Consider the following 23282-nt stretch of genomic DNA (forward strand, 5'->3'; position numbering starts at 1 on the left):
TGCTTATTTATTCAGATATTTGTATTAAACCAACCTACTCCTGTTGAGTACTTTTAAGAAACTCTTTCAGCAAACTTTTATCTATGGTTTGGCAACGGTGTTGCCAAGAATGCTCAGTTTCTTATTAGTTCCATTATACACCGAAATTTTACCGAAAGAACAATACGGTGAAATTTCGGTGATTTTTGCCTATTTCGTTCTGTTCAATGTTATTCTGGCTTATGGAATGGAAACCGCTTTTTTTCGATTTTACAGTAAACATTCCAGTAAGTCTGAAGTTTTAAGTACCTCTGGGATATCTCTGGTTGTATCTTCAATAATTTTCTTTTCAATCGCATTCATTTCTCAGGGTTGGATCTCGTCAATTTCGGGAATTCCATTGCAGTATATTCAACTTGCCATCTGGATTTTATTACTCGATGCTTTAGTGATTATCCCCTTTGCATGGTTGAGAGCTTCAGAAAAACCCATGCGATATGCAATTATTAAGATATTGAATGTTGCAGTGAATTTAGGGTTGAATGTTTTCTTTCTGCTGTACCTCAAAGGTCTGGCTGAGGGATCAGAAATTTTTGAAACCATATATATACCAGATTTCGAGATTAGCTATGTTTTCATTGCCAATTTAATCGCAAGTGCACTTACTTTATTATTGATGTTCCCGTTCTATATAAAGATTGATTTTAAATTTAATTCAGCTTTATGGAAATCAATGATGAGATATGCTTTTCCTGTGCTTATTGCCGGAATAGCTTTTTCCATCAATGAAGTTTTTGACAGACTTATGCTGGATTATTTATTACCAGCCGATATTGCCAGGTCTGAAATTGGAGCCTATTCTGCCTGTTATAAACTGGCACTGTTCATGACCCTTTTCGCAACAGCTTTCAGGCTTGGCATAGAACCTTTCTTTTTTAGCCATGCAGAATCGAAGAATGCAGCTCAAACTTATGCTCAGATTACCAATTATTTTGTTGTCTTTGGAAGCTTAATTTTGGTAGGGGTCATTGTATTTATAGATCTTTTGAAATTAGTTCTAATTCAGGATGAAACATACTGGGAGGCAATGGAGATCGTTCCGTTAATTCTTCTGGCAAATTTGTTTTTAGGAATATATCACAACCTTTCGGTGTGGTACAAGATTACAGATCGCACGAAATTTGGAGGCTATATCTCCGTTGCCGGTGCAATACTTACCATTGCATTAAACTTATTGCTTATTCCTTTAATAAGCTATACCGGATCTGCGATTGCAACACTGGCAGCATACGGATTAATGATGCTACTCTCATTTTATTTTGGTCAGAAGTATTATCCAATTCCATATGACCTTAAAAAAATAGGAGGATATCTTTCCCTGTCTATATTTATTTCGGCTCTATCATTTTATATATTCCGCGGAAATTATTTTGTTGGAATACCGTTATTATTACTATTTATCGGGATAGTCTATTTCTCAGAAAAAAAACAAATTCTCGAAATCATACAATCTTAGTTCATGGATATAAAAATTATAAACAAGTCGGCACATAAACTGCCGCATTACGAAACCGATTTTTCAGCAGGAATGGACCTTCGCGCTAATATTGAAGAACCTATTACCTTAAAACCTTTGGAAAGAGCCATCGTTAAAACCGGACTTTTTATGGAATTGCCGTTAGGTTTTGAAGCGCAGGTAAGACCACGAAGCGGCCTGGCTGCTAAAAAAGGAATCACCGTTCTAAACGCACCTGGCACAATTGATGCCGATTATCGCGGAGAAATAGGAGTGATCCTTGTAAATTTGTCTAATGAAGATTTTGTAGTGAATAATGGCGAAAGAGTTGCCCAGATGGTCATTGCAAAACATGAACATATTTCCTGGGAAGAAGTAGAAATCCTTGGTGAAACTACACGTGGAGCTGGCGGATTTGGAAGTACAGGGCACAAATAAAAATTAATTTAAAAAATTGAAATGAAAATTATCGTACCAATGGCCGGTCGTGGCTCACGACTGCGTCCACATACTTTAACCGTACCAAAACCGTTAATTCCTATAGCCGGTAAGCCAATTGTGCATCGTTTAGTAGAAGATATCGCAAAGGTGTTAGATGAAAAGATTGATGAAGTTGCTTTTATAATTGGCGAAGACTTTGGTGAGCAGGTAGAAAAAGACCTTATGAAGATCGCCAACAGTCTTGGTGCTAAAGGTACGATCTATTATCAGGATAAACCCCTGGGAACCGGTCATGCCATTATGTGTGCAAAGGAATCGCTTAGCGGACCAGCAGTGGTTGCTTATGCTGATACTCTTTTTAAGGCCGATTTTAATCTTGACAAAGAAGCAGATGCCGTGATGTGGGTTAAAAAGGTAGAGAATCCTTCTGCTTTTGGAGTAGTGAAACTCAATCAAAATAATGAGATCACAGATCTGGTGGAGAAGCCTGAAGAATTTGTTTCAGATCTGGCAGTTATCGGGATCTATTATTTCAAAGATGTGGAAGTCTTGAAAAATGAACTTCAAAACGTATTGGATGCAAAATTAACTCGTGGAGGAGAATACCAGATAAATGACGGAATTGAGGCAATGCGTAAGAACGGCTTAAGATTTGTACCCGGTAAGGTAGATGAATGGATGGACTGCGGAAACAAGAATGTAACTGTAGAGACCAACGGCAGAATGCTTAATTTCCTCCATAAAGATGGCGAGAAACTAATTTCAGATTCAGTAAAGATCAAAGACTCTGAAATTACAGAGCCTTGCTATATCGGTGAAAATGTGGAGCTGATCAATGCGAAAATCGGACCTAATGTTTCTATAGGTGATGGGACTAAAGTTGAGAATTCGACGATTAAGAATAGTCTTATCCAGACATTTGCAGATGTAAAGAACGCAAAGCTGGATAATGCCATGATTGGAAACCATGCTAAATTCGATGGGGAATTCACTCAAATTAGCATTGGAGACTATTCGGTTTTAGAGTAAAAACATAATGATGAAGAACCTGTTTATCATCCTGATAATGGCCATGCTGGCACTTCCTGCTAATTCACAGGAATTGCCTCAGCTTTTTCAGGATGTTAGCCAGGATGATCTTGGAAATGTGAGTGATGAGTTTCAGGAATTATTCTTTGAGGCTCTAAAGCAGAAAGGCATTGAAAATTATGAAAAAGCGATCATTGCTTTAGAAAAATGCCTTAAGCTGGATACAGAAAAATCGGTGGTCTATTTTGAATTAGGCAAAAACTATCAGGAACTAGAACAGTTTGATAATGCTATTAGCAATTTCAAAAAGGCAAGTGAATTGGAACCTCAAAAAGAGTCTATTCTGGTTTATCTTTTCCAGACCTATGGAATGAACGAGGATTTTGAAGGGGCAATAGCCACTTTAAAAAAACTTATCCCGATTGATGAGTCTTATAAAGAAGATCTTGCCAATGTTTATTTGCTGAATGAAAATTACGATGAAGCTTTGAACTTGTTAGATGAGCTTGATACAAAACTAGGAGCTAATTCTTACCGAAACTCATTAAGACGTCAAATCTTTGCTCGCACAAAAAACACAGGTGCGCAAATAGAAAATCTACAGCAGGGAATTTCCAACAATCCCGATGTTGAGCAAAATTATCTCAATCTAATTTATATCTATAGCGAAAACGGTGATAATGAAGAGGCTTTCAAAGTCGCCCAGGAGCTTTTAGAGACCAATCCCGGTTCTACGCTTGCTCACCTGGCACTTTATAAGTTTTATCTGGATAAAGGCAATACAAAAGCTGCAGTGGCTTCTATGAAGATCGTTTTTGAAAGTGAAGAAATAGATCCGGAATCAAAATTTAAGGTGTTGAATGATTTTCTAAATTTTGTTCAGCAAAATCCAGAATATGAAGAAGACCTTATTGAGGTAGCCGGGAAACTTTCAGAATGGGAAAACGCTCCTAAATTATACGAACAGCTTGGAAGCTATTATCTGAAAAAAAATAATAGGGAAGATGCGCTAAAGTTTTTTGAATTAGGATTAAAAGAGAATCCTGAAAACTTTGAATTAACAAAGAATACGCTTCTTTTGCAATTGGAATTTGGCAATTTTGAGGCAGCCAAAGATTTGAGCAATGAAGCCTTGGAAGGTTTTCCTTCTCAGCCAATGCTTTACCTTTTTCAGGCGGTGGCTCTCAATAAATTAATGCAATACGAAGCCGCTGAAGAAAGTTTACTGGACGGGCTGGATTATTTAATTGACGACAGGCTTATGGAGATTGATTTCTATTCCCAGCTTGCCATAAGTTACAGTGGTATGAAAAATGCAGATAAAGCTGGAGAATATCGCCAGAAGGCAGAAAATATAAAAAAAGAAATTAACTGATGTTAAAGAGAATAGTTGCCCTTATCCTACTTTCAACTTTTGTAATCTCCTGTGGCAGCAGGAGATCTGCAGGAAAAATCGCTACAAAAAATGCAGAAGCAGTTTCTGTAATTAAAAAGCATTATACTTCTGAAACTAATTTTAAAACAGCATCTGGAAAGCTACGTGCAGTTTATAAGGATGACGAAAAAACACAGTCTGTAAACCTTAGTTTCAGGATGGAAAAAGATAAGGCAATCTGGATGAGTGCCAGTATTCTTGGGTTTCCAGTGGCCAAGGCCTATATCACACCCACCAGTGTAAGTTATTATGAAAAGGTGACCCAAACTTATTTTGACGGAGACTTCAGGCTTGTTAGTGATTTTCTGGGCACTCCCCTGGATTTTCAAAAACTTCAGAATTTATTGATAGGGCAGGCGATTTACGATCTGCGTGAAGAGGAATATGATTTTATGCAGTCGCCACGTGGTTTTCAATTTGTAAAAGATGAAAAAACGATGATGAAAAAAATGTTTCTGCTGAACTTCTCTAATTATAAGGCTGAAGCCCAACAATTAATTCAGGATGATGAAAATCGTGGATTAACGGTGACGTATTCAGATTACCAGGAGGTAGACGGTTTGATATTTCCAGAGAATATTAAGATCATCGCCAATGAAGGAGGTTCAAGTACGAATATTCACCTTACGTATAGAAATATTTCATTTAATGAGGAAGTTAGTTTCCCTTTTGATATCCCATCCGGTTACGAAGAAATCAGTTTAAAATGATTGAACTAAAGTTTTCAAGATCACTATTTTTCTTGTTGTTTTTATTTTTCGGCTATAATTTGTCTAATGCCCAGACCAATCGTGAAGATCTCGAAAAACGAAGGATTGAGTTGCGGAATGAAATAAGCCGAATCAATGAACTTCGAATTTCAAATCAGAAGAAACAGCGGTCAGTGCTGGGTCAGGTGGAAGATTTGAATCAGCAGATCAAAAGCACAGAGGATCTTATTAAACTTACCAATCAGCAGGCGAATCTTCTAAACAGGGAGATCAATACCAATACTAATAAGATTGGGCAGTTAAGAAAAGAACTTGAAAAGCTTAAAGAGGATTATGCCCGGATGATTGAAAAGTCATATAAAAGTAAATCCCAGCAAAGCAGGGTGATGTTCCTGTTATCGTCTAAGAACTTTTTGCAGGCATATAAGCGTCTTCAGTATATGAAACAGTATACGAACTACCGAAAGCAGCAGGGAGAAGAAATAAAGGCAAATACAAAGGAATTACAGGAGCTTAATGCGAGACTTGTTCAGCAGAAAGAAGAAAAGGAGAAGCTTATCGCCGAAAACCGGAAAACCAGGGCACAGCTTGAGGAAAACAGGAAATCCCAGCAAACGCTTATGGCGACTATTAGAAAGCGTGAGGGAGAATTTGCCACCCAAATTAGAAAAAAGCAAAGTGAGATCGATGAGATAGACCGTGCGATAGATAAAATGATCAGGGAGTCTATAGCAAAAGCGAATAAGGAAAGCGGCAGCGGTTCAACTTCCAGAAGTACTTTTGAATTGACTCCGGCAGCGAAGGCGCTTGCAGCCGATTTTAATAATAATAAGGGGAAATTGCCATGGCCCGTTAAATCTGGGGTGGTTACCATGCGATTTGGTAAACAGCCACACCCGGTGGTACGATCTGTAATGGTAAACAACAATGGGGTTAGAATAGATACCGATAAGGGTGGGAAAGCTCGTGCGGTTTTCAACGGAACGGTTAGTGAAGTGCAGGCAGTAAAAGGAGCCAATCAGGCGGTAATGGTGAGACATGGAGATTATATAACCATTTATAATAACCTTGAAGAAGTTTACGTCAAGAGAGGGGATACCGTAACTACGGAGCAGGAAATTGGAGAAATTGCCACCAGCAGGACCACAGGGAAGACCACCCTACACTTTTTACTTTACAGGAATGATCAAAAAATGGATCCTGCAGATTGGATCTATAGAATGTGAAATCTTAAATAATTAAAGGATTTATTCTTCGAAAAGAGCTTTTAGCTCAGTAGCATCTTTCGGCTTCATTTTGCCCGCAAGCACTAAACTCAATTGTTTTCTTCTTAAAGCAGCTTCATAGCGTTCCTTTTCCAGATCGGTTTCTGGTTTGAGAGCAGGAATTTGAATAGGTGTCCCGGTTTCATCCACAGCAACAAAGGTATAAATAGCTTCGTTAGCTTTGGTTCTACGACCACTTTCACGATCTTCTACCCAAACATCTATGTAGATCTCCATGGAGCTCTTAAAAGCTCTGGAAACAACAGCTTCAACAGTTACCACACTTCCCAATGGAATAGACTTATTGAAAGCGACATGATTCACAGAGGCTGTCACCACAATTCTTCGGCTATGCCTTCTTGCAGCGATACTGGCAGCCCGATCCATACGAGCAAGCAATTCACCTCCAAACAGGTTGTTCAGGGGATTGGTTTCACTAGGTAAAACAAGATCGGTTAACGTAGTACGTGATTCGCTTGGTGATTTGGCCTCCATATCAATTTTTTTGCAAAAGTAAGAAGGATTATAGAGGTTATGCCGTTAAGAAAGTATTAAAGTTCCTGAACCAATAGCCAGGCCGCTTCATTCGTTCTTTTCACTTCGTAAAGTTTATTGATGGCTTCCCTTCTTCCTTGATGGCTGGAATATACAACCTGGTGAAGTCCATATTTATTGGCTCCAATAAGCCTGGCTTTATGGCCACCTTCTCTTAATTCATCAACCTTTTTCTGAGCGTTTTCTTCAACTCTGAAGGCACCGGCCACAATATGATAATTGCCTGACTGCTTTTCCACTTCGAAAGTAACCGCTGGTAAAGGGTTGTCAATCACAAAAGTAGCCTGCTGGATCTGTTCCTGAAGCTGGCTTTCAGCCTCCTGTTGCTCAGCGATATTGTGTTTGGAAACCTGACTGCTGTAAATATTTAAACCGGCAAAGCTGGAAACGCCAAGAGCTATAAGTCCAATGGCTGCATACTTGAGTAAAGAAGATTTTCTTTTTTCCGGGGTAAATAGAAGAGGAGCTTTTTCCTCGATTTCCTCCACCTGTTTTTTATAAACTTCACGCTGAACAGGAATTGTTTTATAGGAATTCAACCCGAACGACTGCGCTAGGAAATTAATCTCTGTAAAAGGTTCAAATTGGAGCTTATCTTCAGCATCCAGATAGAATTTTCCAATATTTCCCAATTCTGCTTTAGCTTCGTTCTGCAAGGAATTTTCCAGGTCATACACGAATTCCTGGATCATGTTGTTTGCTGAATTATAGGTTACAGCTTCTGCTTCTGCAATATAATTGGCAAGCAATCCGTCATTCTTGATCAACTGCCTGTTAAAGGAAATCACCTTATTAGGAGGATAGAACTCATTGGATTGTTCGTCTATGTATGCTGACTGCTTTTGCGAAAGGAAAGCACCGAAACCGGGCAATACTACGCATTCGTATCTGTAAAGCAGATCCTGGATGTGGTTGGAAATATTCATTGATCGCAAAAATATAGGTTATTGGCAGTGCTATAAAGTTACCCAAAGATATTTTATTAACAAATGTTTTTTTCTGTAATTTTAATCAAATTCTCCTGAATGAATTCTGAAGACTTAATTTATACCCTTGCACTGCAACATATTCCAAATCTGGGAGATACTACTGCAAAAAAATTGATAAGGCAGTTTGGGAATGCTGAAAATATCTTCAAAGAAAAAAAATCAAATCTTCTTAAAATTGATGGAATTGGCCAGATTAGAATTCAGGAATTACATAATTCTGAACATATACGAGCAGCAGAAAACGAATTAAAATTCATTGAACAACATAATATTCAAACCCATTATTTTAAAGATGACGAGTATCCCGAAAAATTGAAACACTGTTTAGATGGACCAATTTTATTATTCTCTCGAGGGAATATAGATCTGTACAAGAGAAGGATCATAAGTATTGTGGGAACAAGGCAAATTACCCCTCATGGCATTTCCTTTTGTGAAAAACTGATTGAGGATCTCGCAGTGCTGAATCCGGTGATTATCTCAGGGTTTGCTTATGGGGTGGATATTACAGCCCAACGAGCTGCGGTAAAGCACAATCTTCAAACTATTGGCTGTCTAGCGCATGGTCTGAACCAGATATATCCAAAATCCCACAAAAGATACATGTATGATATTGAAGAAAATGGAGGTTTCTTTACCGATTTCTGGAGTACAGATAATTTTGACAGGAATAATTTTTTGAAGCGTAACCGTATTATTGGGGGGCTAAGCGAAGCAACAGTGGTGATTGAAAGCGCTGAAAAAGGGGGAGCTTTGGTCACGGCAGATATTGCGAATTCTTATGACCGGGAAGTTTTTGCGGTGCCGGGAAGACCTACAGATAAATTTAGTCTGGGTTGTAATAATTTAATAAAAGCTCAGCAGGCCCATGTTCTAACCTCTGCAGTAGATCTTGCCTATATTTTAAACTGGGAAATTGAAGAAAAACAAGAACCTGTTCAGAAACAACTATTCATAGAGCTGGAGAAAGATGAGCAAAGACTCTATGAATTCCTTAAACTACAAGGTAAAACAGAATTAGACCAGGTAGCGCTCAACTGTAATTTCCCAACTTTTAAAACGGCTTCCTTATTACTGAATATGGAATTAAAAGGCGTTATAAGACCATTACCGGGGAAACTCTTTGAAGTGATCTAGTAGCCAGCTTTTTTTCTTACTTTTTTCAGGACTTTATTTGCAACCATCCTGGCTTTTTCAGCTCCAATTTTTAAAGCCTTATCAACCTCTTCAAGGTTGTTAATATAATACTCGTATTTTTCACGGGGTTGCTCAAATTTATCCTTAACGAGGTCAAAAAGTGCCTGTTTTGCATGTCCGTAGCCATAGCCACCAGCTTCATAGTTCTTGCGCATTTCAGCAGTTTGTTCTGTTGTCGCCATTAATTGATAAAGGGCAAAAACATTACAGGTGTTGGGATTTTTAGGTTCTTCCAGGGGAGTACTGTCTGTATCAATACTCATTATTTGTTTTCTCAGTTTTTTATCGGTCTGGAAAATATTAATTGTATTGTCTTTAGATTTACTCATTTTTGCACCATCGGTTCCAGGTACATACATCGTATCTTTCTGCACCTTCGCTTCAGGCAATACAAATACTTCTCCCATTTTTGCGTGGAACCTGGAAGCTACATCCCTGGTCATTTCAATATGCTGTAGCTGATCTTTTCCAACTGGAACTATTTCAGCATCATACAATAGAATATCTGCAGCCATTAACATGGGGTAGGAGAACAAACCACTATTTACATCTTCAAGCCTGTCTGCCTTATCCTTAAAAGAATGAGCTAACGTGAGTCTTTGGTATGGAAAAAAACAGCTTAAATACCATGAAAGTTCAGTAACCTGAGGGATATCACTCTGGCGATAAAAAACGCTTCTTTCAATGTCAAGACCACAGGCTAACCAGGTTGCCGCAACAGAATAGGTGTTTTGCCTAAGTATTTCAGCATCCTTTATTTGAGTAAGCGAATGCATATCTGCAATAAAAATAAAAGAATCATTATCAGGTAGATTCGCCATTTCTATTGCCGGGATAATAGCTCCTAAAAGATTTCCAAGGTGAGGGGTTCCGGTACTTTGTACTCCTGTAAGTATTCTAGACATTGACTTCTTGAATTTTCTTGCAAAGGTACTTTTTTTATATAATTCACTCAGTTCATTTTACTACTTTTGGGAATATGAGTTTTATTAAATCGGCACTAATCTTATTATGGCGAATATGGTTCTATGTTTTGATGATCGTGCCCATTCTCATTATGTTGCCTTTTCTCATTGTATTTACTTCTTCTGAAAAATTTTATCCGCAGTTTTTTGTTTGCGCGCGTATCTGGGCGAAAATCATTCTTTTTGGAATGGGTTTTAGAGTTAAAACCAAAGCAGATCAGGTTCCGAAGAAACATAAAAGCTATATGCTGGTGGCGAACCACACTTCGATGGTAGATATTATGCTGATGCTTTCTATAGTAAAACAACCTTTTGTATTTATAGGTAAAAAGGAGCTGGGTAAAATCCCAATTTTCGGCTTTTTCTATCGTCGTACCTGTATTCTTGTAGATAGAAATAACCAAAAAAGCAGATTGGGAGCATTTGAAGAAGCTCAAAGAAGACTTAAACAGGGGAATAGTATTTGTATTTTTCCGGAAGGAGGAGTACCCGGGGATCAATCTATTATTTTAGATCAATTTAAAGATGGCGCTTTCAGACTGGCCATTGAACATCAAATTCCAATTGTGCCTATTACTTTCCATGACAATAAGAAACGCTTTCCCTATAAATTATTTGCTGGAGGACCCGGCACTTTAAGAGTGAAAATTCATCATTTTATTTGTACTGAAGGCCTGGAAGCTACTCAAAGAAAGCAACTAAAAGATCAAACCTATAAGATCATTCTTCGTGAGCTTACAGATCCTGGCACTTGTTAGAACCTAAAGTTGAGCCCGGAGTACACACCAAAGTTTACCGGTTGTACATCGTTTACCCTGTCAAACGTATTAATTTGGTATTTAAAGATAGGTTCAACGCTTATGCTAAATTTATCGGTGAGTTTATAATCCATTCCCAAACCAATATTAGTGCTAAAACTGGTACTATTGATATTGGTCGCTTCTCCAAGGTCCGTTTTTATTTCACCGGAAATTAACTGAACTCTATTATTGTCCAGAAAAAGGCTGCTTCCACCCCCAATAATATTTAGTCCAAATTTCTTATCTATCAGGCTGTACTCCATTTCAAGCGGTATTTCAATATACCCAAATTGCTGATTTAGTTCTCCAGGAGTAACTACAGCTGTTGTGAGTGAATTATTATTTTCCATTCCGCCCATGGGCAAGCCACTATCTGAGGGTGAGTTATCTGTGATCGCAATATTATCTTCCAGCGGACTGATATTTTCAAAACTCGCAGACATTGCAGAGGGAGAATATGAGATATCTCTCACATTTTTGTTAATGTCAATTTTACTTATTCCCGTTCTTATTTTAAGTCGGTTAGAAATTTTATAGGCTATTTTAACACCGTAGGATAATGTTACTTCAGAGGAGTTTGAATTATTAGCCAGTTGATTGGAAAGCTCATTTCCGCTTCCAATATTTTTATAAAAGATAGGAGCAGCGAAAGTAGAGAGTCTCATTTTTTTAGAATCAACCTCGGCAATATTCTCCTCTTCATCTTTGCCTTTTTTCAGTTCATCTTCTACCTGGGCCAGCGCATTTTCTTCTTTTAAAATCGATTCTGTATTAAGAGAGTCGGTTTCAATAGCTTCTGATGCGGCAATTGTGCTGGAAGAATTTTTCCCTAAAACCTCTGAGGGTTCAATAAACTCCTTCCTATCAGCTTTGTATTGATGACTCGAAGTTTCATCATTATCAACGATAGCAGATTCGGTTTTATGCTGTTTCTTTGACAGGGTACTATTTTCGGTAGATTTTTTTGAAACTGAATTGTTTTTGTTGCTGGATATGGCAGTATTAGGTGAAGATCTGTTATTGGAAGCCTTATTCATTTGATCAGTTTCAGAATTCAGATTTTCTTCTTCGGAAGAAAATTGATCTTCAGTATCCACAATTTCATTCGTTTTTTTTGTTGAATCTTTAGCGGGATTATCTTCTTTACTGGTTGCATTTTCAGGATCTTCAAAAACTACTTCTGGTTCACCGGTTATAGTATTTTGACTGTCGGTAAAAAGTAAACCAGCGAGAATTAAAGCCATAACTGCTGCAACTCCTCCAATCTTTAACCATAAAGGTAAAATAAGCGGTCTTTTCCTATCTTTTTTATCAAGTTTTGAAGCAATATTTTCCCAGGCTTTTTCCCCAGGTTCCTTTTCAAAATCCTTGAATTTCTCCTGAAAGATCCGGTCTATGTTTTTCTTTTCTTTCATGTTGATTGAGCCGAATTTTTAAGATGTTCTTTTTTTTCTATTTTTTCCCGTAAAGCCATTCTCGCTCTGGCAAGATTCGACTTTGAGGTTCCCTCTGAAATTTTTAGTATTTCTGATATTTCCCTGTGTGAATAATCATCCATTACATACATATTAAATACCTGCCTATACCTGTCTGGAAGACTTTGTACACATTCCAGAAGAAATTCTACAGATAATTTATCTGTTTCTACTTCAACTTCTTCATCCTGAATATTATCTTCATTGGTAATATCATACACTTTTTGTTGTCGATGTTTTTGAAGCGCCGTATTTATGATGATACGTTTCATCCAACCTTCAAAAGAGCCTTTGTTATTGTACTGGTTTATTTTCTCAAAAATGGTAACAAACCCATCCTGAAGATTATCCTGGCCCTGTTGGTAATTTTCAGAATATTTGAGGCATAGACCAAAAAGCTTTGCCGCGTATAAGCGATAAAGCTCTTCCTGTGCACCCCTATCTTGATTTTTGCACCGGCGAATGAGGTCTTTTAAACCCACAAAAAATTGTTATTTATTATTTCAATAAAAGATTAACTCCCAGCCCCTCTTTCAATTACTGGAACTACTATTTCTGTATATACTGGCTGGTCGTTTCCATCGGTTCCTGTCCAAAAGTAAAAAGTATAATCTTCAGTTGCATCGATTGAAATGGAAAAATTACTTGAACCCTGGATATCTGTATCACCTGCGTCGCAATTAGTGCTGTTATTTACTCTGGTAACTACTCCAATATATATTTGTGTCCTTTCTTCTTGAGATGTGCCAGCTCTTCTCGCGTCTACGCCTGCAAAAGAGTTGCATTCTGAAGGAAGTACATAATCTATATTAATAGAATAACTCTCTCCAAATCTAAAGCTATCGGGCAGATCATTTCCTGTAATTTCAGCTAATTCAAACTTTGTGTTTGGTGTGTCATTATCTACAGAACAACTCCCTAGCATCAGCAAAGCCATCATGGCAAATAGCAATCTTTTCATATAATATCAGCATTTGTAGTATAGATGCGTTAGAAGTGAAAAGGTTGCGTATAAACAAAAAAAAATCCCCTTCCGGGGATTCTTAAGTTATTCTTTAGCGGCTTTAATCGCGTTTTTGATCTTTTCTTCGAGCTCTTCCATTAGGTCTGGATTGTCTTTTAGAAGTATCTTAACAGCGTCACGTCCTTGTCCTAGTTTTGTGTCTTCATAACTAAACCATGAACCGCTTTTCTTTACGATCTCATAATCTACTCCAATATCAATGATCTCTCCAATCTTAGAAACTCCTTCCCCATACATAATATCAAATTCAGCCATTTTAAATGGAGGAGCAACCTTATTTTTTACCACTTTCACACGGGTTTTGTTACCCATCACATTATTAGAACTGTCTTTTATTTGCGTAGATCTTCTAATATCCAGTCTAACCGAAGCGTAAAATTTTAGAGCATTACCACCAGTGGTAGTCTCAGGGTTTCCAAACATGACCCCGATCTTTTCTCTTAACTGGTTAATGAAAATTACCGTACAGTTAGTCTTGCTGATAGAAGAGGTAAGTTTTCTAAGTGCCTGGGACATTAAACGGGCATGAAGCCCCATTTTAGAATCTCCCATTTCTCCTTCGATCTCACTTTTTGGTGTAAGCGCGGCAACAGAGTCAATCACAATGATATCAATAGCACCTGAACGAATAAGATTATCGGTAATTTCCAGCGCCTGCTCACCATTATCTGGCTGAGAAATTATCAGGTTATCAATATCCACATCCAGTTTTTCAGCATAGAATCTGTCAAAAGCATGTTCTGCATCGATAAATGCAGCGATACCTCCTTTTTTCTGAGCTTCAGCAATAGCATGCAGTGTGAGGGTTGTTTTACCCGAAGATTCAGGACCATAAATTTCAATAACCCTTCCTCTTGGATAACCGCCAACACCTAAAGCCAGATCAAGCCCTAAGGAACCCGTGGAAATAGCATCAACATCTGCCACCGCCTGGTCACTCATTTTCATTACAGTACCCTTTCCATAGGTTTTATCCATTTTATCCAGGGTAAGCTTTAATGCCTTTAGTTTCGCTTCTTTTTCTTTATCGTTGCTCATGAATGTGTTTATTTTTGTGAAATTAAGGACTGCTAAAATAGTATAACTTTTTCTGCAATACAATAATTATTATGGATGATTTATGGAAATATTCCAAAATTTTGGAATATTGATATTTTGAGGGTATTATCAGTAAATTCCAGCGAAACTAATTTTTATTTTATCCAGCGCGGCGGTTTAATTTCTTTTTTATCTTTGCAAAAATTTTCTTTAACACTTAAAGTATTAGTATAGCATGCAACTGTACAATAAATTGAGCGCTAAAGAAAGAGAGGCCCTTTTAGAAGAAGCCGGAGAAGACAGGCTTACGCTCTCTTTCTATGCTTACGCAAAGATCGGAAACCCCGAATTATTCAGAAATCATTTATTCATTGCCTGGGACCAGATGGATGTTCTTGGTAGAATTTATGTGGCTCATGAAGGTATTAATGCGCAACTTTCAGTACCCGCAAAAAGGTTTGCTGAATTTAAAGCATTTATCGATGAGATCTATTTTCTGGAAAATGTTCGTTTAAATATCGCCATAGAACATGATATTAAGTCTTTCCTGAAACTAAAAGTAAAGGTTAGAACCAAGATCGTTGCAGATGGACTGAATGATGAAACTTTTGACGTTACCAATAAAGGAATTCACGTAGATGCTTCAAAATTTAACGAACTCATCAATGATCCCAATACAATTTTGGTGGATATGAGAAATCATTATGAAAGTGAAATTGGTCATTTTCAGGGCGCCATTACACCAGATGTGGATACGTTTAGAGATTCTCTGGATATCATTGAAGAAGATCTTAAGGAGCATAAGGAAGATAAGAACCTGGTGATGTATTGTACCGGCGGAATTCGTTGTGAAAAAGCCAGTGCTTATTACAAGCATCGCGGATTTAAGAATGTGTATCAGCTGGAAGGTGGAATTATTGAATATACCCGCCAGGTAGATAACCAAAAGCTGGAAAATAAATTTATTGGAAAGAATTTTGTGTTTGATCATCGTCGTTCTGAAAGAATTTCTGAAGATGTGATCGCACATTGTCACCAATGCGGAAAACCTTGTGACACGCATGTAAATTGTGCGAATGAAGCATGTCATTTATTGTTTATTCAGTGTAAAGAGTGCGCTGAGAAAATGAATGATTGTTGTTCAAAAAACTGTAAAGAAATTGCAGCATTGCCTTATGAGGAGCAAAAAGCGCTTAGAAAAGGTAAAGGTGCAAGCAACAAGATCTTTAAAAAAGGGAGGTCTGAGGTTTTACGGTTTAAACAATAGGTTTCTTTTCTAAAATGGCAGAGCCAATTAATAATTGGTATATTTACTGTTGAAAATTTTTATGAACCTCAAGGAGGTGCTTTAAAAATGTGCTATCGGCTGAAAATGCCAGTGAAGATGAAGGAGATTCTGCAATTATTGCCTCAAAGGCAGGACAGAATGATGTATAATGAAAGCACAAAAGCGACTTCCTCAATCTATATAATATATGGCTTGCACAAGTTGCTCGACCGGGAAAGACGGTCAGCCTAAAGGATGTAAGAACAATGGAACCTGTGGAACAGACGGATGTAATAAACTTACCGTTTTCGACTGGCTTTCTAATATGTCTCTTCCGGGAGGTACAGAACCTTTCGATTTTGTTGAGGTCCGTTTTAAAAACGGGCGTAAACACTTCTTTAAAAACACTGAAAATTTAAGTCTGAGTATCGGTGATGTGGTGGCTACAGAAGCCAGTCCAGGTCACGATGTTGGAATTGTAAGTCTTACCGGTGAACTGGTAAGGGTTCAGATGAAAAAGAAAAAGGAAGATCCCGCATCAGGAGAGTTTCTTAAGGTCTATAGGAAGGCATCCCAGAAAGATATCGATGTTTGGCAGGAAGCCCGTGACAGGGAAGAAAAGATCCAGCAGCGTTCGAGACAGATCGCTATCAGGCTTAAATTAAGCATGAAAATTAGCGATATCGAGTTTCAGGGAGATGCATCCAAAGCTACTTTTTATTATACTGCGGAAGACCGTGTAGATTTCAGACAATTAATCAAGGAATTTGCGCGAGAATTCAATACGCGTATAGAAATGAAGCAGATAGGTCTGCGCCAAGAAGCTGCAAGATTGGGAGGAATTGGTTCCTGCGGGCGTGAACTTTGTTGTTCTACGTGGTTAACCGATTTTAGATCTGTAAGTACATCAGCGGCGAGATATCAGCAATTGTCTTTAAATCCGCAGAAATTGGCGGGACAATGCGGAAAGTTGAAATGCTGTCTAAACTACGAATTAGATACTTATCTGGAAGCTTTGAAATCTTTTCCGAAAACCGACGTTAAATTAAAGACAAAGAAAGGTACCGCAGTATGTCAGAAAATTGACATTTTTAAAGGTTTTCTTTGGTACGCATACGAAGGTGAATGGATGAACTGGCATACATTAACCCCGGAACAGGCAAACAAGATTGTTGCTAAGAACAGGAAGGACGAAGTGGTTGGCAGTTTAGAGGAATATGCGTTAGACCTGCAATTGGACGAAACCGATAAAAAAGGTTTTAATAACTCGGTTAGTGAGGATAGTCTAACCAGGTTTGACAGACCTAAACAGCAGCGCAAGCGTAGAAATAAGAATAAAAAAAGAAAAAAACATAAAGGGAATACTTCAAAGTCTAAAAATGCGTAGTGTTTTTTCTGTTTCTTCTTTGATTTTAACAATTGTCCTGTTTTCATCCTGTGATAAAAACAGGGTTTTTGATGAGTATGAGTCTATACAAGGATGGCATAAAGATTCACTTGTTAATTTTGAACTGAAAAATATAGACTCTTTAAAGACCTATAATTTATTTATAAATATTAGGAATAATAATGATTACCAGTACAGTAACCTTTTTTTAATTACAGAGATTAAATTCCCTCAGGGAAAGGTGATAAGCGATACTCTGGAATACGATATGTCCAAACCAAACGGGGAATGGCTTGGTACAGGTTTTGGGGATGTTAAGGAGAACAAACTTTGGTATAAGGAGAATGTAAGATTTGAGGAATCTGGTAGATACGAAGTAAGCATTCAGCAGGCAATGCGTAAGAATGGTGAAGTAAACGGAATCCAGGAACTGCAAGGAATCACAGATGTTGGATTCAGAATTGAAAAAAGAGACAATTAATTTTCGTGATATAAATGGCCCGCACACCCAAAAAAACTAAAAAACCTGCTGAAAGTAATAGCAGGTATATTCTTGGATTCTGGACACTTTTTGGAATAGGAATTCTTGTAGCAATTTTTATATTTCTACTCGCAGGATGGGGAGCATTTGGTAAAATGCCCACTTTTGATGAGCTTGAAAATCCCGAAACTAATCTTGCCACAGAAATATTTTCTTCAGATGGTGAGACCTTAGGGAAATATTACAGTGAAAACAGAACACCCATAAAATACGAAGATCTTCCAGATCATTTGGTGCAGGCATTGGTGGCAACAGAAGATGAACGTTTCTACCAGCATGCTGGAATAGATGCCAAAGGAACTTTGAGAGCTGCAGTTTACCTGGGAACCAGGGGAGGGGCAAGTACCATCACGCAGCAATTGGCCAAACAGCTTTTCACAGAGGATGTCGCTCAGAACAACGTAGAAAGGGTTTTTCAGAAAGTAAAAGAATGGGTGATCTCTACCAGGTTAGAAAGGCAGTACACCAAGGAGGAGATCATCACCATGTATTTCAATAAATATGATTTTATTTACCAGGCGGTAGGAATACGTTCAGCCTCTAAAATTTATTTTGATAAAGAGCCAAGGGATCTAAAGATTGAGGAGTCGGCTGTATTGGTAGGGATGCTTAAGAATTCAGCTTTATATAATCCCATGCGAAGACCAGAACTGGTAAAATCCAGAAGAAATCAGGTTTTTGAACAGATGAACCGCAACGGATTCCTATCTGAACAGGAAATGGATTCCCTACAAAAATTGCCCATGAAGATCGAGTTTACTCCTGAAGGTCATGATGAAGGGATGGCAACTTATTTCAGGGCTTATCTTCAGAAGTTCATGAGAGAATGGATCGAGGAAAACCCCAAGCCAGATGGAACTGAATACAGTCTTTTTAGAGACGGACTTAAAATTTATACCAGTATAGATTCTAAAATGCAGGAATATGCTGAAGATGCAGTGACAAAGCATATTTCTCATATTCAGAAAGAGTTTGATCGTCAAAATGAAAATAACGCTACGGCACCATTCCGTGATATTGATAAAAGTGAGGTGGAGAGTCTTGTAGAAAGTGCGATGAAGCGTTCAGCCAGGTGGAAAAAAATGGAGGCTCAGGGAAAATCTGATAAAGAAATCAGGCAATCTTTCAATGAAGATGCAGAGATGCGTGTATTTAGCTGGAAGGGAACCATTGATACCGTGATGACTCCAAGAGATTCTATTTTATACTATAAATCTTTTCTACAGGCAGGGATGATGTCTATGGTGCCACAAACCGGCGAGGTAAAAGCCTGGGTTGGGGGGACTAATTTCAAACATTTTAAATATGACCACGTAAAGCAGGGAAAAAGACAGGTTGGATCTACATTTAAGCCATTTGTTTATGCTACTGCCATAGATCAGCTGAAGTTTTCTCCTTGTGATACTTTACCAAGAGCAAGATTTACCATCGAAGCCGGGAAGCATGGAAACCAAAAAGACTGGTCTCCTAAAAATGCCGGGAATGATGGTTATGAAGGAATGATCTCTTTAAAAGAGGCACTGGCAAAATCTGTCAATACCGTTACTGCAAGACTGATTGATAAAACAGGTCCGGGACCTGTGATTGATCTGGCACAAAAACTTGGAGTGGATGTATCCAATATCCCAAAGGTGCCTTCTATTGCATTAGGAACAGCAGATCTCAGTCTTTTCGAAATGGTTTCGGCGTTTAGCACTTTTGCAAATCAGGGTGTATATGTGAAGCCTGTTTTAGTGAATCGTATTGAAGATAAAAACGGAACAGTTCTTTATCAGCATGTACCGGAAACCCGGGATGTCTTAAGTAAGGAAGCGGCCTATGTGACCACTAATTTATTAGAAGGCGTTACACAAACCGGTTCTGGTGTGCGCTTAAGGGGAGTCTGGGCAAAGGGCAGACTAGATTATGAGAGAGCGGTTACAGGCTATCCATACGATTTTAAAAATCCTATTGCTGGTAAAACAGGTACTACACAAAACCAGAGTGATGGTTGGTTTATTGGGATGGTTCCAAACCTTGCTACCGGAGTTTGGGTAGGAGCAGAAGATCGTGCGGTTCACTTTCCCGGGATCACCTATGGACAGGGAGCAACTATGGCATTACCTATCTGGGGAATGTATATGAAAGACGTCTATAAGAACGAAGACCTTAAGGTTTCTAAGGACGTTTTTGAACGACCTGAAAACCTAAGTATTGAAGTAGATTGCAGAAATTATAAGGTGAATCAAAATACTAATGATTCAGTCCCTGATGAGCTGGACTTTTAAGTTATTCACAAAAAACAAGCTTTAATTTTATCTATTCTTTAATTCGCGAACATCTTTCGTTGTAACCACATTTTTATTTTCGTATTTTCGGGTAAAATTCTGAAAAAATGATCATAAAAACGGTTAATAATGTACAGGAGGCTTTAGAAGGCGTTAATGACGGAATGACCTTTATGCTTGGAGGTTTCGGTTTAAGCGGAATTCCTGAAAATGCGATTTCTGAACTTGTTCGACTTAACGCAAAGAATCTTACCTGTATTTCTAATAATGCCGGGGTAGACGATTTTGGTCTCGGGCAATTACTCCATAAGAAACAAATTGATAAAATGGTTTCCTCCTATGTAGGCGAGAATGCCATTTTTGAAAAACAAATGTTAAGCGAAGAGCTTGATGTAGAGCTTATTCCGCAGGGTACTTTAGCAGCGAGATGCCAGGCCGCACAGCAGGGTTTTCCTGCCATATATACACCTGCAGGGTATGGTACTGAAGTCGCGGAAGGAAAAGAAACAAGAGAATTTGATGGTAAGATGTATGTTTTGGAAAAAGCTTTCAAAGCCGATTTTGCTTTTGTAAAAGCCTGGAAAGGAGATAAAGCCGGTAATCTAATATTCAAGGGAACAGCGAGAAACTTTAACCCGGTAATGTGTGGTGCAGCAAAGATCACTGTGGCTGAGGTTGAAGAACTTGTAGAACCCGGTGAATTAGATCCAAATCAAATTCACATTCCGGGAATCTTTGTACAAAGGATCTTTGAAGGTAAGAACTATGAAAAAAGAATTGAGCAACGTACAGTAAGACAAAAAGCATAATTATGGCATTAGACAAGAATGGAATAGCACAACGTATAGCCAAAGAAGTAAAGGATGGATATTACGTAAATCTTGGAATTGGAATTCCTACCCTGGTGGCCAATTTTGTTCGTGATGATATACAGGTAGAATTTCAGAGTGAAAATGGAATTCTGGGTATGGGTCCATTTCCATTTGATGGTGAAGAGGACGCCGATCTTATTAATGCGGGTAAGCAAACAATAACAGCGTTGCCGGGAGCTAGTTTCTTTGATTCAGCCATGAGTTTTGGAATGATTAGAGGTCAGCATGTAGACCTTACCATTCTTGGAGCAATGGAAGTAGCTGAGAACGGAGATATCGCAAACTGGAAAATTCCAGGAAAAATGGTAAAAGGTATGGGAGGGGCGATGGATCTGGTGGCTTCCGCCGAGAATATCATTGTGGCTATGATGCATACCAATAAGGCTGGAGATTCTAAACTTCTTAAGCGGTGTTCGCTACCTTTAACCGGAGTGGGATGTGTAACTAAAATTGTTTCCAATCTTGCAGTACTGGAAGTTACTGAAGACGGTTTTAAATTAATGGAACGAGCTCCCGGCGTGAGTGTAGAGGAAATACAAAATGCTACGGAAGGAAAGTTAATTGTGGAGGGCGAAATTCCTGAAATGAAATTGAATTAAAAGAAAGAGGACTATAAAGTCTAATTTAAAAGTCATTACGAGGAGTGAAGTAATCTCTTTTAATAGCTCAATTGCTTAAAGATTGCTTCTTTCCTCGAAATGACAATGTTCACGACTTTTCAGTCCTCTTTTTATTATATTATGACATCGAAGTCGAATTTTCTTCAATATCTACCAGAAAATCGATCGCATCTTCCTGTAAGATCATTTCTCCTCTGGAGTTGGCCTGTGAAAAATATTCGTACCATCCCACATTTTTTAAGTTCGCTTCGAGTACTTTAACCTCTTCTATTGAAGGCATTTTCCAAACTGCCATATAGCGATAATCACTACGGTAAGGGGTATGTTCGTCATTTCTGGCCCATCCTATATTTTCCACGCCACTGGCTTTCATGTTTTTTACCCGGTTTTGCATATCACTCATCAACTTCCTTCTTTCTTCTTTTCCGAGTTTCATCCATTTTGTAGTGACGTTCCACATTTCAATATATAAATACATATTGTCGATTTTTTTGATTAAAAAACTGTTTTTATCACTTAAAGGTAATACACAAAATAGAAGAAAATCTTAATATTTCCTTATAAGTTGACTGGAATAGAATGCAGTACGGATTTTAAATATTTATTTATCTGCCTATAGTGACCGGATTTCGGCAAGTGTTACTGGTCCCAATTCATATCCCGCATCCATTAATTCTTTCTTAAGGCTATTTACTTTATCCTGCATATTATTAGCCTTGTAGATTTTAGCTGTGGTAAAAATGGCTGCCGGTTCATAGGTCTTATTTACAACCCTGGTATTTATAATTTCGAGTGCTTTTTCTTTATTTCCGGCCTTTAAATTTACTAAGGCAAGCAACTGATAGGTTTCTGGAGTTGCGCGATTCTTCACCTCATTCTCAGCTAGCTCCAATGCTTTACCTGTATTTTTAGAATCATTAGAATATAGCTCTATCTTGTAGGTATTATACATTGCCCCGTACTGGTCTTTATCTGCAAGTTTCCAGAAATTATCCATCGATTCTTTCTTTAACTCTTCATTATTATTGTATTCAGCTATTTCAGCCTTCAGAAGATGTATGTCAGGTGAATTGTGCCCTTTTAATATTGAATCCAGAATACGTTGTGCCTCCTTGGGATTATCTTCATGAGAATAAATAATCCAGGCAATTCCCTTTTTAGCATAGGCATTTGAAGGCTCTATTTCAAGGGTTTTGAGATAGTGATTGTAACTATCCTCGATCCTGCCTGCATGTCCGTAATAATCAGCGAGATTGGAATATACCCAAAGTAATAAATCACGATTCTTACTGGCTTCTGCTTTTTCTTTAGCTTTTTCCATGAACATGATCGTACGATCAAGTTTTCCGTCGTAGTCATTCCATTTTGCGGCTCTTATCATATAACCAAAATCATAAGGATCGGCAAAGAGTTTAAGGATGCTATCGGCTTCCTTGTAATTTCCAAGTTCCATATATACATCAAAAAGTAAATGTTGATAGGCAGTGATTTCGTGACCCATAGCTATTGCAGAATCAGCAAACTTTTTAGCCTCTTTAAACCTATGTTGAGAAATGTAGTTTCTTGCAAGCGAGCTATAATATTTCTCGTTATCTATATTGGCGATTTCAACTGCCTTTTCCAATGATTTTTCAGCTTTTTTCAGATACTCTATTTCCCCTGTAGATTCAAAGAAGAGATTATATTGCCCTGCAACAGCAGTAAAACTTGGTAATTGTATGCTGTCTTCTGTGATTTTTGAATTCCACAACTCAAAATAAGGAGAGGTAGTTTTCACCTCATAATTAGCCAGATAAGTATTGTAATCTTCAGGATTGGAAACCTTTGTTTCGGTAGAGGAATTATTGGAACACCCTACAATGACAAGCAAAAGGATAAGTAAGGAAATATTGATTTTCATAATTTGAGTA

Annotated in this window: 23 protein-coding genes; 14 read left to right on the top strand and 9 right to left on the bottom strand. The window is 38.0% G+C overall.

Annotated elements, in window-relative coordinates:
* The first annotated feature begins 43 nt into the window (after positions 1-43).
* The 6 genes from BLT95_RS10655 to BLT95_RS10680 are packed head-to-tail and all read left to right on the top strand — an operon-like array spanning position 44 to position 6336.
* Positions 44-1495: an oligosaccharide flippase family protein gene (locus BLT95_RS10655; RefSeq protein ID WP_172822586.1), complete on the top strand. Its 1452-nt coding sequence runs from the start codon at positions 44-46 to the stop codon at positions 1493-1495.
* Between the two features lie 3 nt (positions 1496-1498).
* Positions 1499-1933 (top strand): dUTP diphosphatase, encoded by a 435-nt coding sequence (gene dut / locus BLT95_RS10660; RefSeq protein ID WP_089666079.1) that lies wholly within the window; start codon positions 1499-1501, stop codon positions 1931-1933.
* A 21-nt stretch (positions 1934-1954) separates the two neighbouring features.
* Positions 1955-2965, top strand: coding sequence for a sugar phosphate nucleotidyltransferase (locus BLT95_RS10665; protein ID WP_089666081.1), 1011 nt, complete (start codon positions 1955-1957; stop codon positions 2963-2965).
* A gap of 7 nt (positions 2966-2972) precedes the next feature.
* The gene (locus tag BLT95_RS10670; protein WP_231896355.1) at positions 2973-4340 is read left to right on the top strand and encodes a tetratricopeptide repeat protein; all 1368 of its coding nucleotides are present in this window, start codon (positions 2973-2975) and stop codon (positions 4338-4340) included.
* On the top strand, positions 4340-5110 hold the full coding sequence (locus tag BLT95_RS10675) for a DUF4292 domain-containing protein (protein ID WP_089666083.1): 771 nt from the start codon (positions 4340-4342) through the stop codon (positions 5108-5110). The genes BLT95_RS10670 and BLT95_RS10675 overlap by 1 nt, the downstream gene beginning before the upstream one ends.
* On the top strand, positions 5107-6336 hold the full coding sequence (locus BLT95_RS10680) for a peptidoglycan DD-metalloendopeptidase family protein (RefSeq protein ID WP_089666085.1): 1230 nt from the start codon (positions 5107-5109) through the stop codon (positions 6334-6336). The genes BLT95_RS10675 and BLT95_RS10680 overlap by 4 nt, the downstream gene beginning before the upstream one ends.
* A 21-nt stretch (positions 6337-6357) precedes the next feature.
* Here the strand turns inward: BLT95_RS10680 and BLT95_RS10685 are convergent, their stop codons facing one another.
* Both BLT95_RS10685 and BLT95_RS10690 read right to left on the bottom strand, forming a co-directional pair.
* On the bottom strand, positions 6358-6870 hold the full coding sequence (locus BLT95_RS10685) for an acyl-CoA thioesterase (protein WP_089666086.1): 513 nt from the start codon (positions 6868-6870) through the stop codon (positions 6358-6360).
* A gap of 56 nt (positions 6871-6926) precedes the next feature.
* A complete protein-coding gene (locus tag BLT95_RS10690; RefSeq protein WP_172822587.1) occupies positions 6927-7856 on the bottom strand; it encodes an SPOR domain-containing protein in 930 nt (309 codons plus the stop codon).
* 99 nt (positions 7857-7955) lie between these two features.
* Here BLT95_RS10690 and dprA point away from each other — a divergent pair, with 99 nt between their 5' ends.
* A complete protein-coding gene (gene dprA / locus BLT95_RS10695; RefSeq protein ID WP_089666088.1) occupies positions 7956-9056 on the top strand; it encodes a DNA-processing protein DprA in 1101 nt (366 codons plus the stop codon).
* On the opposite strand, the gene trpS is transcribed toward dprA, so the two are convergent.
* Entirely contained in the window at positions 9053-10021 is a 969-nt protein-coding gene (gene trpS / locus BLT95_RS10700) for a tryptophan--tRNA ligase (RefSeq protein ID WP_089666090.1), read from the bottom strand. The genes dprA and trpS overlap by 4 nt on opposite strands.
* A gap of 74 nt (positions 10022-10095) precedes the next feature.
* Between trpS and BLT95_RS10705 the strand changes: the two genes are divergently transcribed.
* Positions 10096-10839, top strand: a complete 744-nt coding sequence (locus BLT95_RS10705) for a lysophospholipid acyltransferase family protein (protein ID WP_089666093.1) — start codon at positions 10096-10098, stop codon at positions 10837-10839.
* Here the strand turns inward: BLT95_RS10705 and BLT95_RS10710 are convergent.
* From BLT95_RS10710 to recA, 4 genes are all read right to left on the bottom strand, one after another.
* Positions 10836-12296, bottom strand: coding sequence for a hypothetical protein (locus BLT95_RS10710; protein WP_089666096.1), 1461 nt, complete (start codon positions 12294-12296; stop codon positions 10836-10838). The two genes, BLT95_RS10705 and BLT95_RS10710, sit on opposite strands and share 4 nt — an antisense overlap.
* The gene (locus BLT95_RS10715) at positions 12293-12838 is read right to left on the bottom strand and encodes an RNA polymerase sigma factor (RefSeq protein WP_089666099.1); all 546 of its coding nucleotides are present in this window, start codon (positions 12836-12838) and stop codon (positions 12293-12295) included. Before BLT95_RS10715 ends, BLT95_RS10710 begins: the two co-directional genes overlap by 4 nt.
* Before the next feature lie 32 nt (positions 12839-12870).
* Positions 12871-13317: a hypothetical protein gene (locus BLT95_RS10720; protein WP_157718046.1), complete on the bottom strand. Its 447-nt coding sequence runs from the start codon at positions 13315-13317 to the stop codon at positions 12871-12873.
* An 87-nt stretch (positions 13318-13404) separates the two neighbouring features.
* Positions 13405-14418, bottom strand: a complete 1014-nt coding sequence (gene recA / locus BLT95_RS10725; protein ID WP_089666103.1) for a recombinase RecA — start codon at positions 14416-14418, stop codon at positions 13405-13407.
* A 235-nt stretch (positions 14419-14653) separates the two neighbouring features.
* Between recA and BLT95_RS10730 the strand changes: the two genes are divergently transcribed.
* From BLT95_RS10730 to BLT95_RS10755, 6 genes are all read left to right on the top strand, one after another.
* Positions 14654-15685, top strand: coding sequence for a rhodanese-related sulfurtransferase (locus tag BLT95_RS10730; protein WP_089666105.1), 1032 nt, complete (start codon positions 14654-14656; stop codon positions 15683-15685).
* Between the two features lie 208 nt (positions 15686-15893).
* A complete protein-coding gene (gene ricT / locus BLT95_RS10735; RefSeq protein WP_089666106.1) occupies positions 15894-17072 on the top strand; it encodes a regulatory iron-sulfur-containing complex subunit RicT in 1179 nt (392 codons plus the stop codon).
* Entirely contained in the window at positions 17065-17553 is a 489-nt protein-coding gene (locus BLT95_RS10740) for a gliding motility lipoprotein GldH (protein ID WP_089666108.1), read from the top strand. Before ricT ends, BLT95_RS10740 begins: the two co-directional genes overlap by 8 nt.
* A gap of 14 nt (positions 17554-17567) precedes the next feature.
* On the top strand, positions 17568-19880 hold the full coding sequence (locus tag BLT95_RS10745; RefSeq protein ID WP_089666109.1) for a transglycosylase domain-containing protein: 2313 nt from the start codon (positions 17568-17570) through the stop codon (positions 19878-19880).
* 107 nt (positions 19881-19987) lie between these two features.
* Positions 19988-20689: a CoA transferase subunit A gene (locus tag BLT95_RS10750; RefSeq protein WP_089666111.1), complete on the top strand. Its 702-nt coding sequence runs from the start codon at positions 19988-19990 to the stop codon at positions 20687-20689.
* A 2-nt stretch (positions 20690-20691) separates the two neighbouring features.
* Positions 20692-21351 (top strand): CoA transferase subunit B, encoded by a 660-nt coding sequence (locus BLT95_RS10755; protein ID WP_089666113.1) that lies wholly within the window; start codon positions 20692-20694, stop codon positions 21349-21351.
* Between the two features lie 139 nt (positions 21352-21490).
* On the opposite strand, the gene BLT95_RS10760 is transcribed toward BLT95_RS10755, so the two are convergent.
* Together BLT95_RS10760 and BLT95_RS10765 are read right to left on the bottom strand one after the other, a co-directional pair.
* Positions 21491-21850 carry a DUF6616 family protein gene (locus tag BLT95_RS10760; RefSeq protein ID WP_089666115.1) on the bottom strand — a complete coding sequence of 120 codons (360 nt, stop codon included), beginning with the start codon at positions 21848-21850 and terminating at the stop codon, positions 21491-21493.
* A gap of 135 nt (positions 21851-21985) precedes the next feature.
* Positions 21986-23272: a hypothetical protein gene (locus BLT95_RS10765; RefSeq protein ID WP_089666117.1), complete on the bottom strand. Its 1287-nt coding sequence runs from the start codon at positions 23270-23272 to the stop codon at positions 21986-21988.
* Between the last annotated feature and the right edge of the window lie 10 nt (positions 23273-23282).

Source organism: Gramella sp. MAR_2010_147, assembly GCF_900105135.1.
In the GTDB taxonomy this organism is placed as follows: Bacteria; Bacteroidota; Bacteroidia; order Flavobacteriales; family Flavobacteriaceae; genus Christiangramia.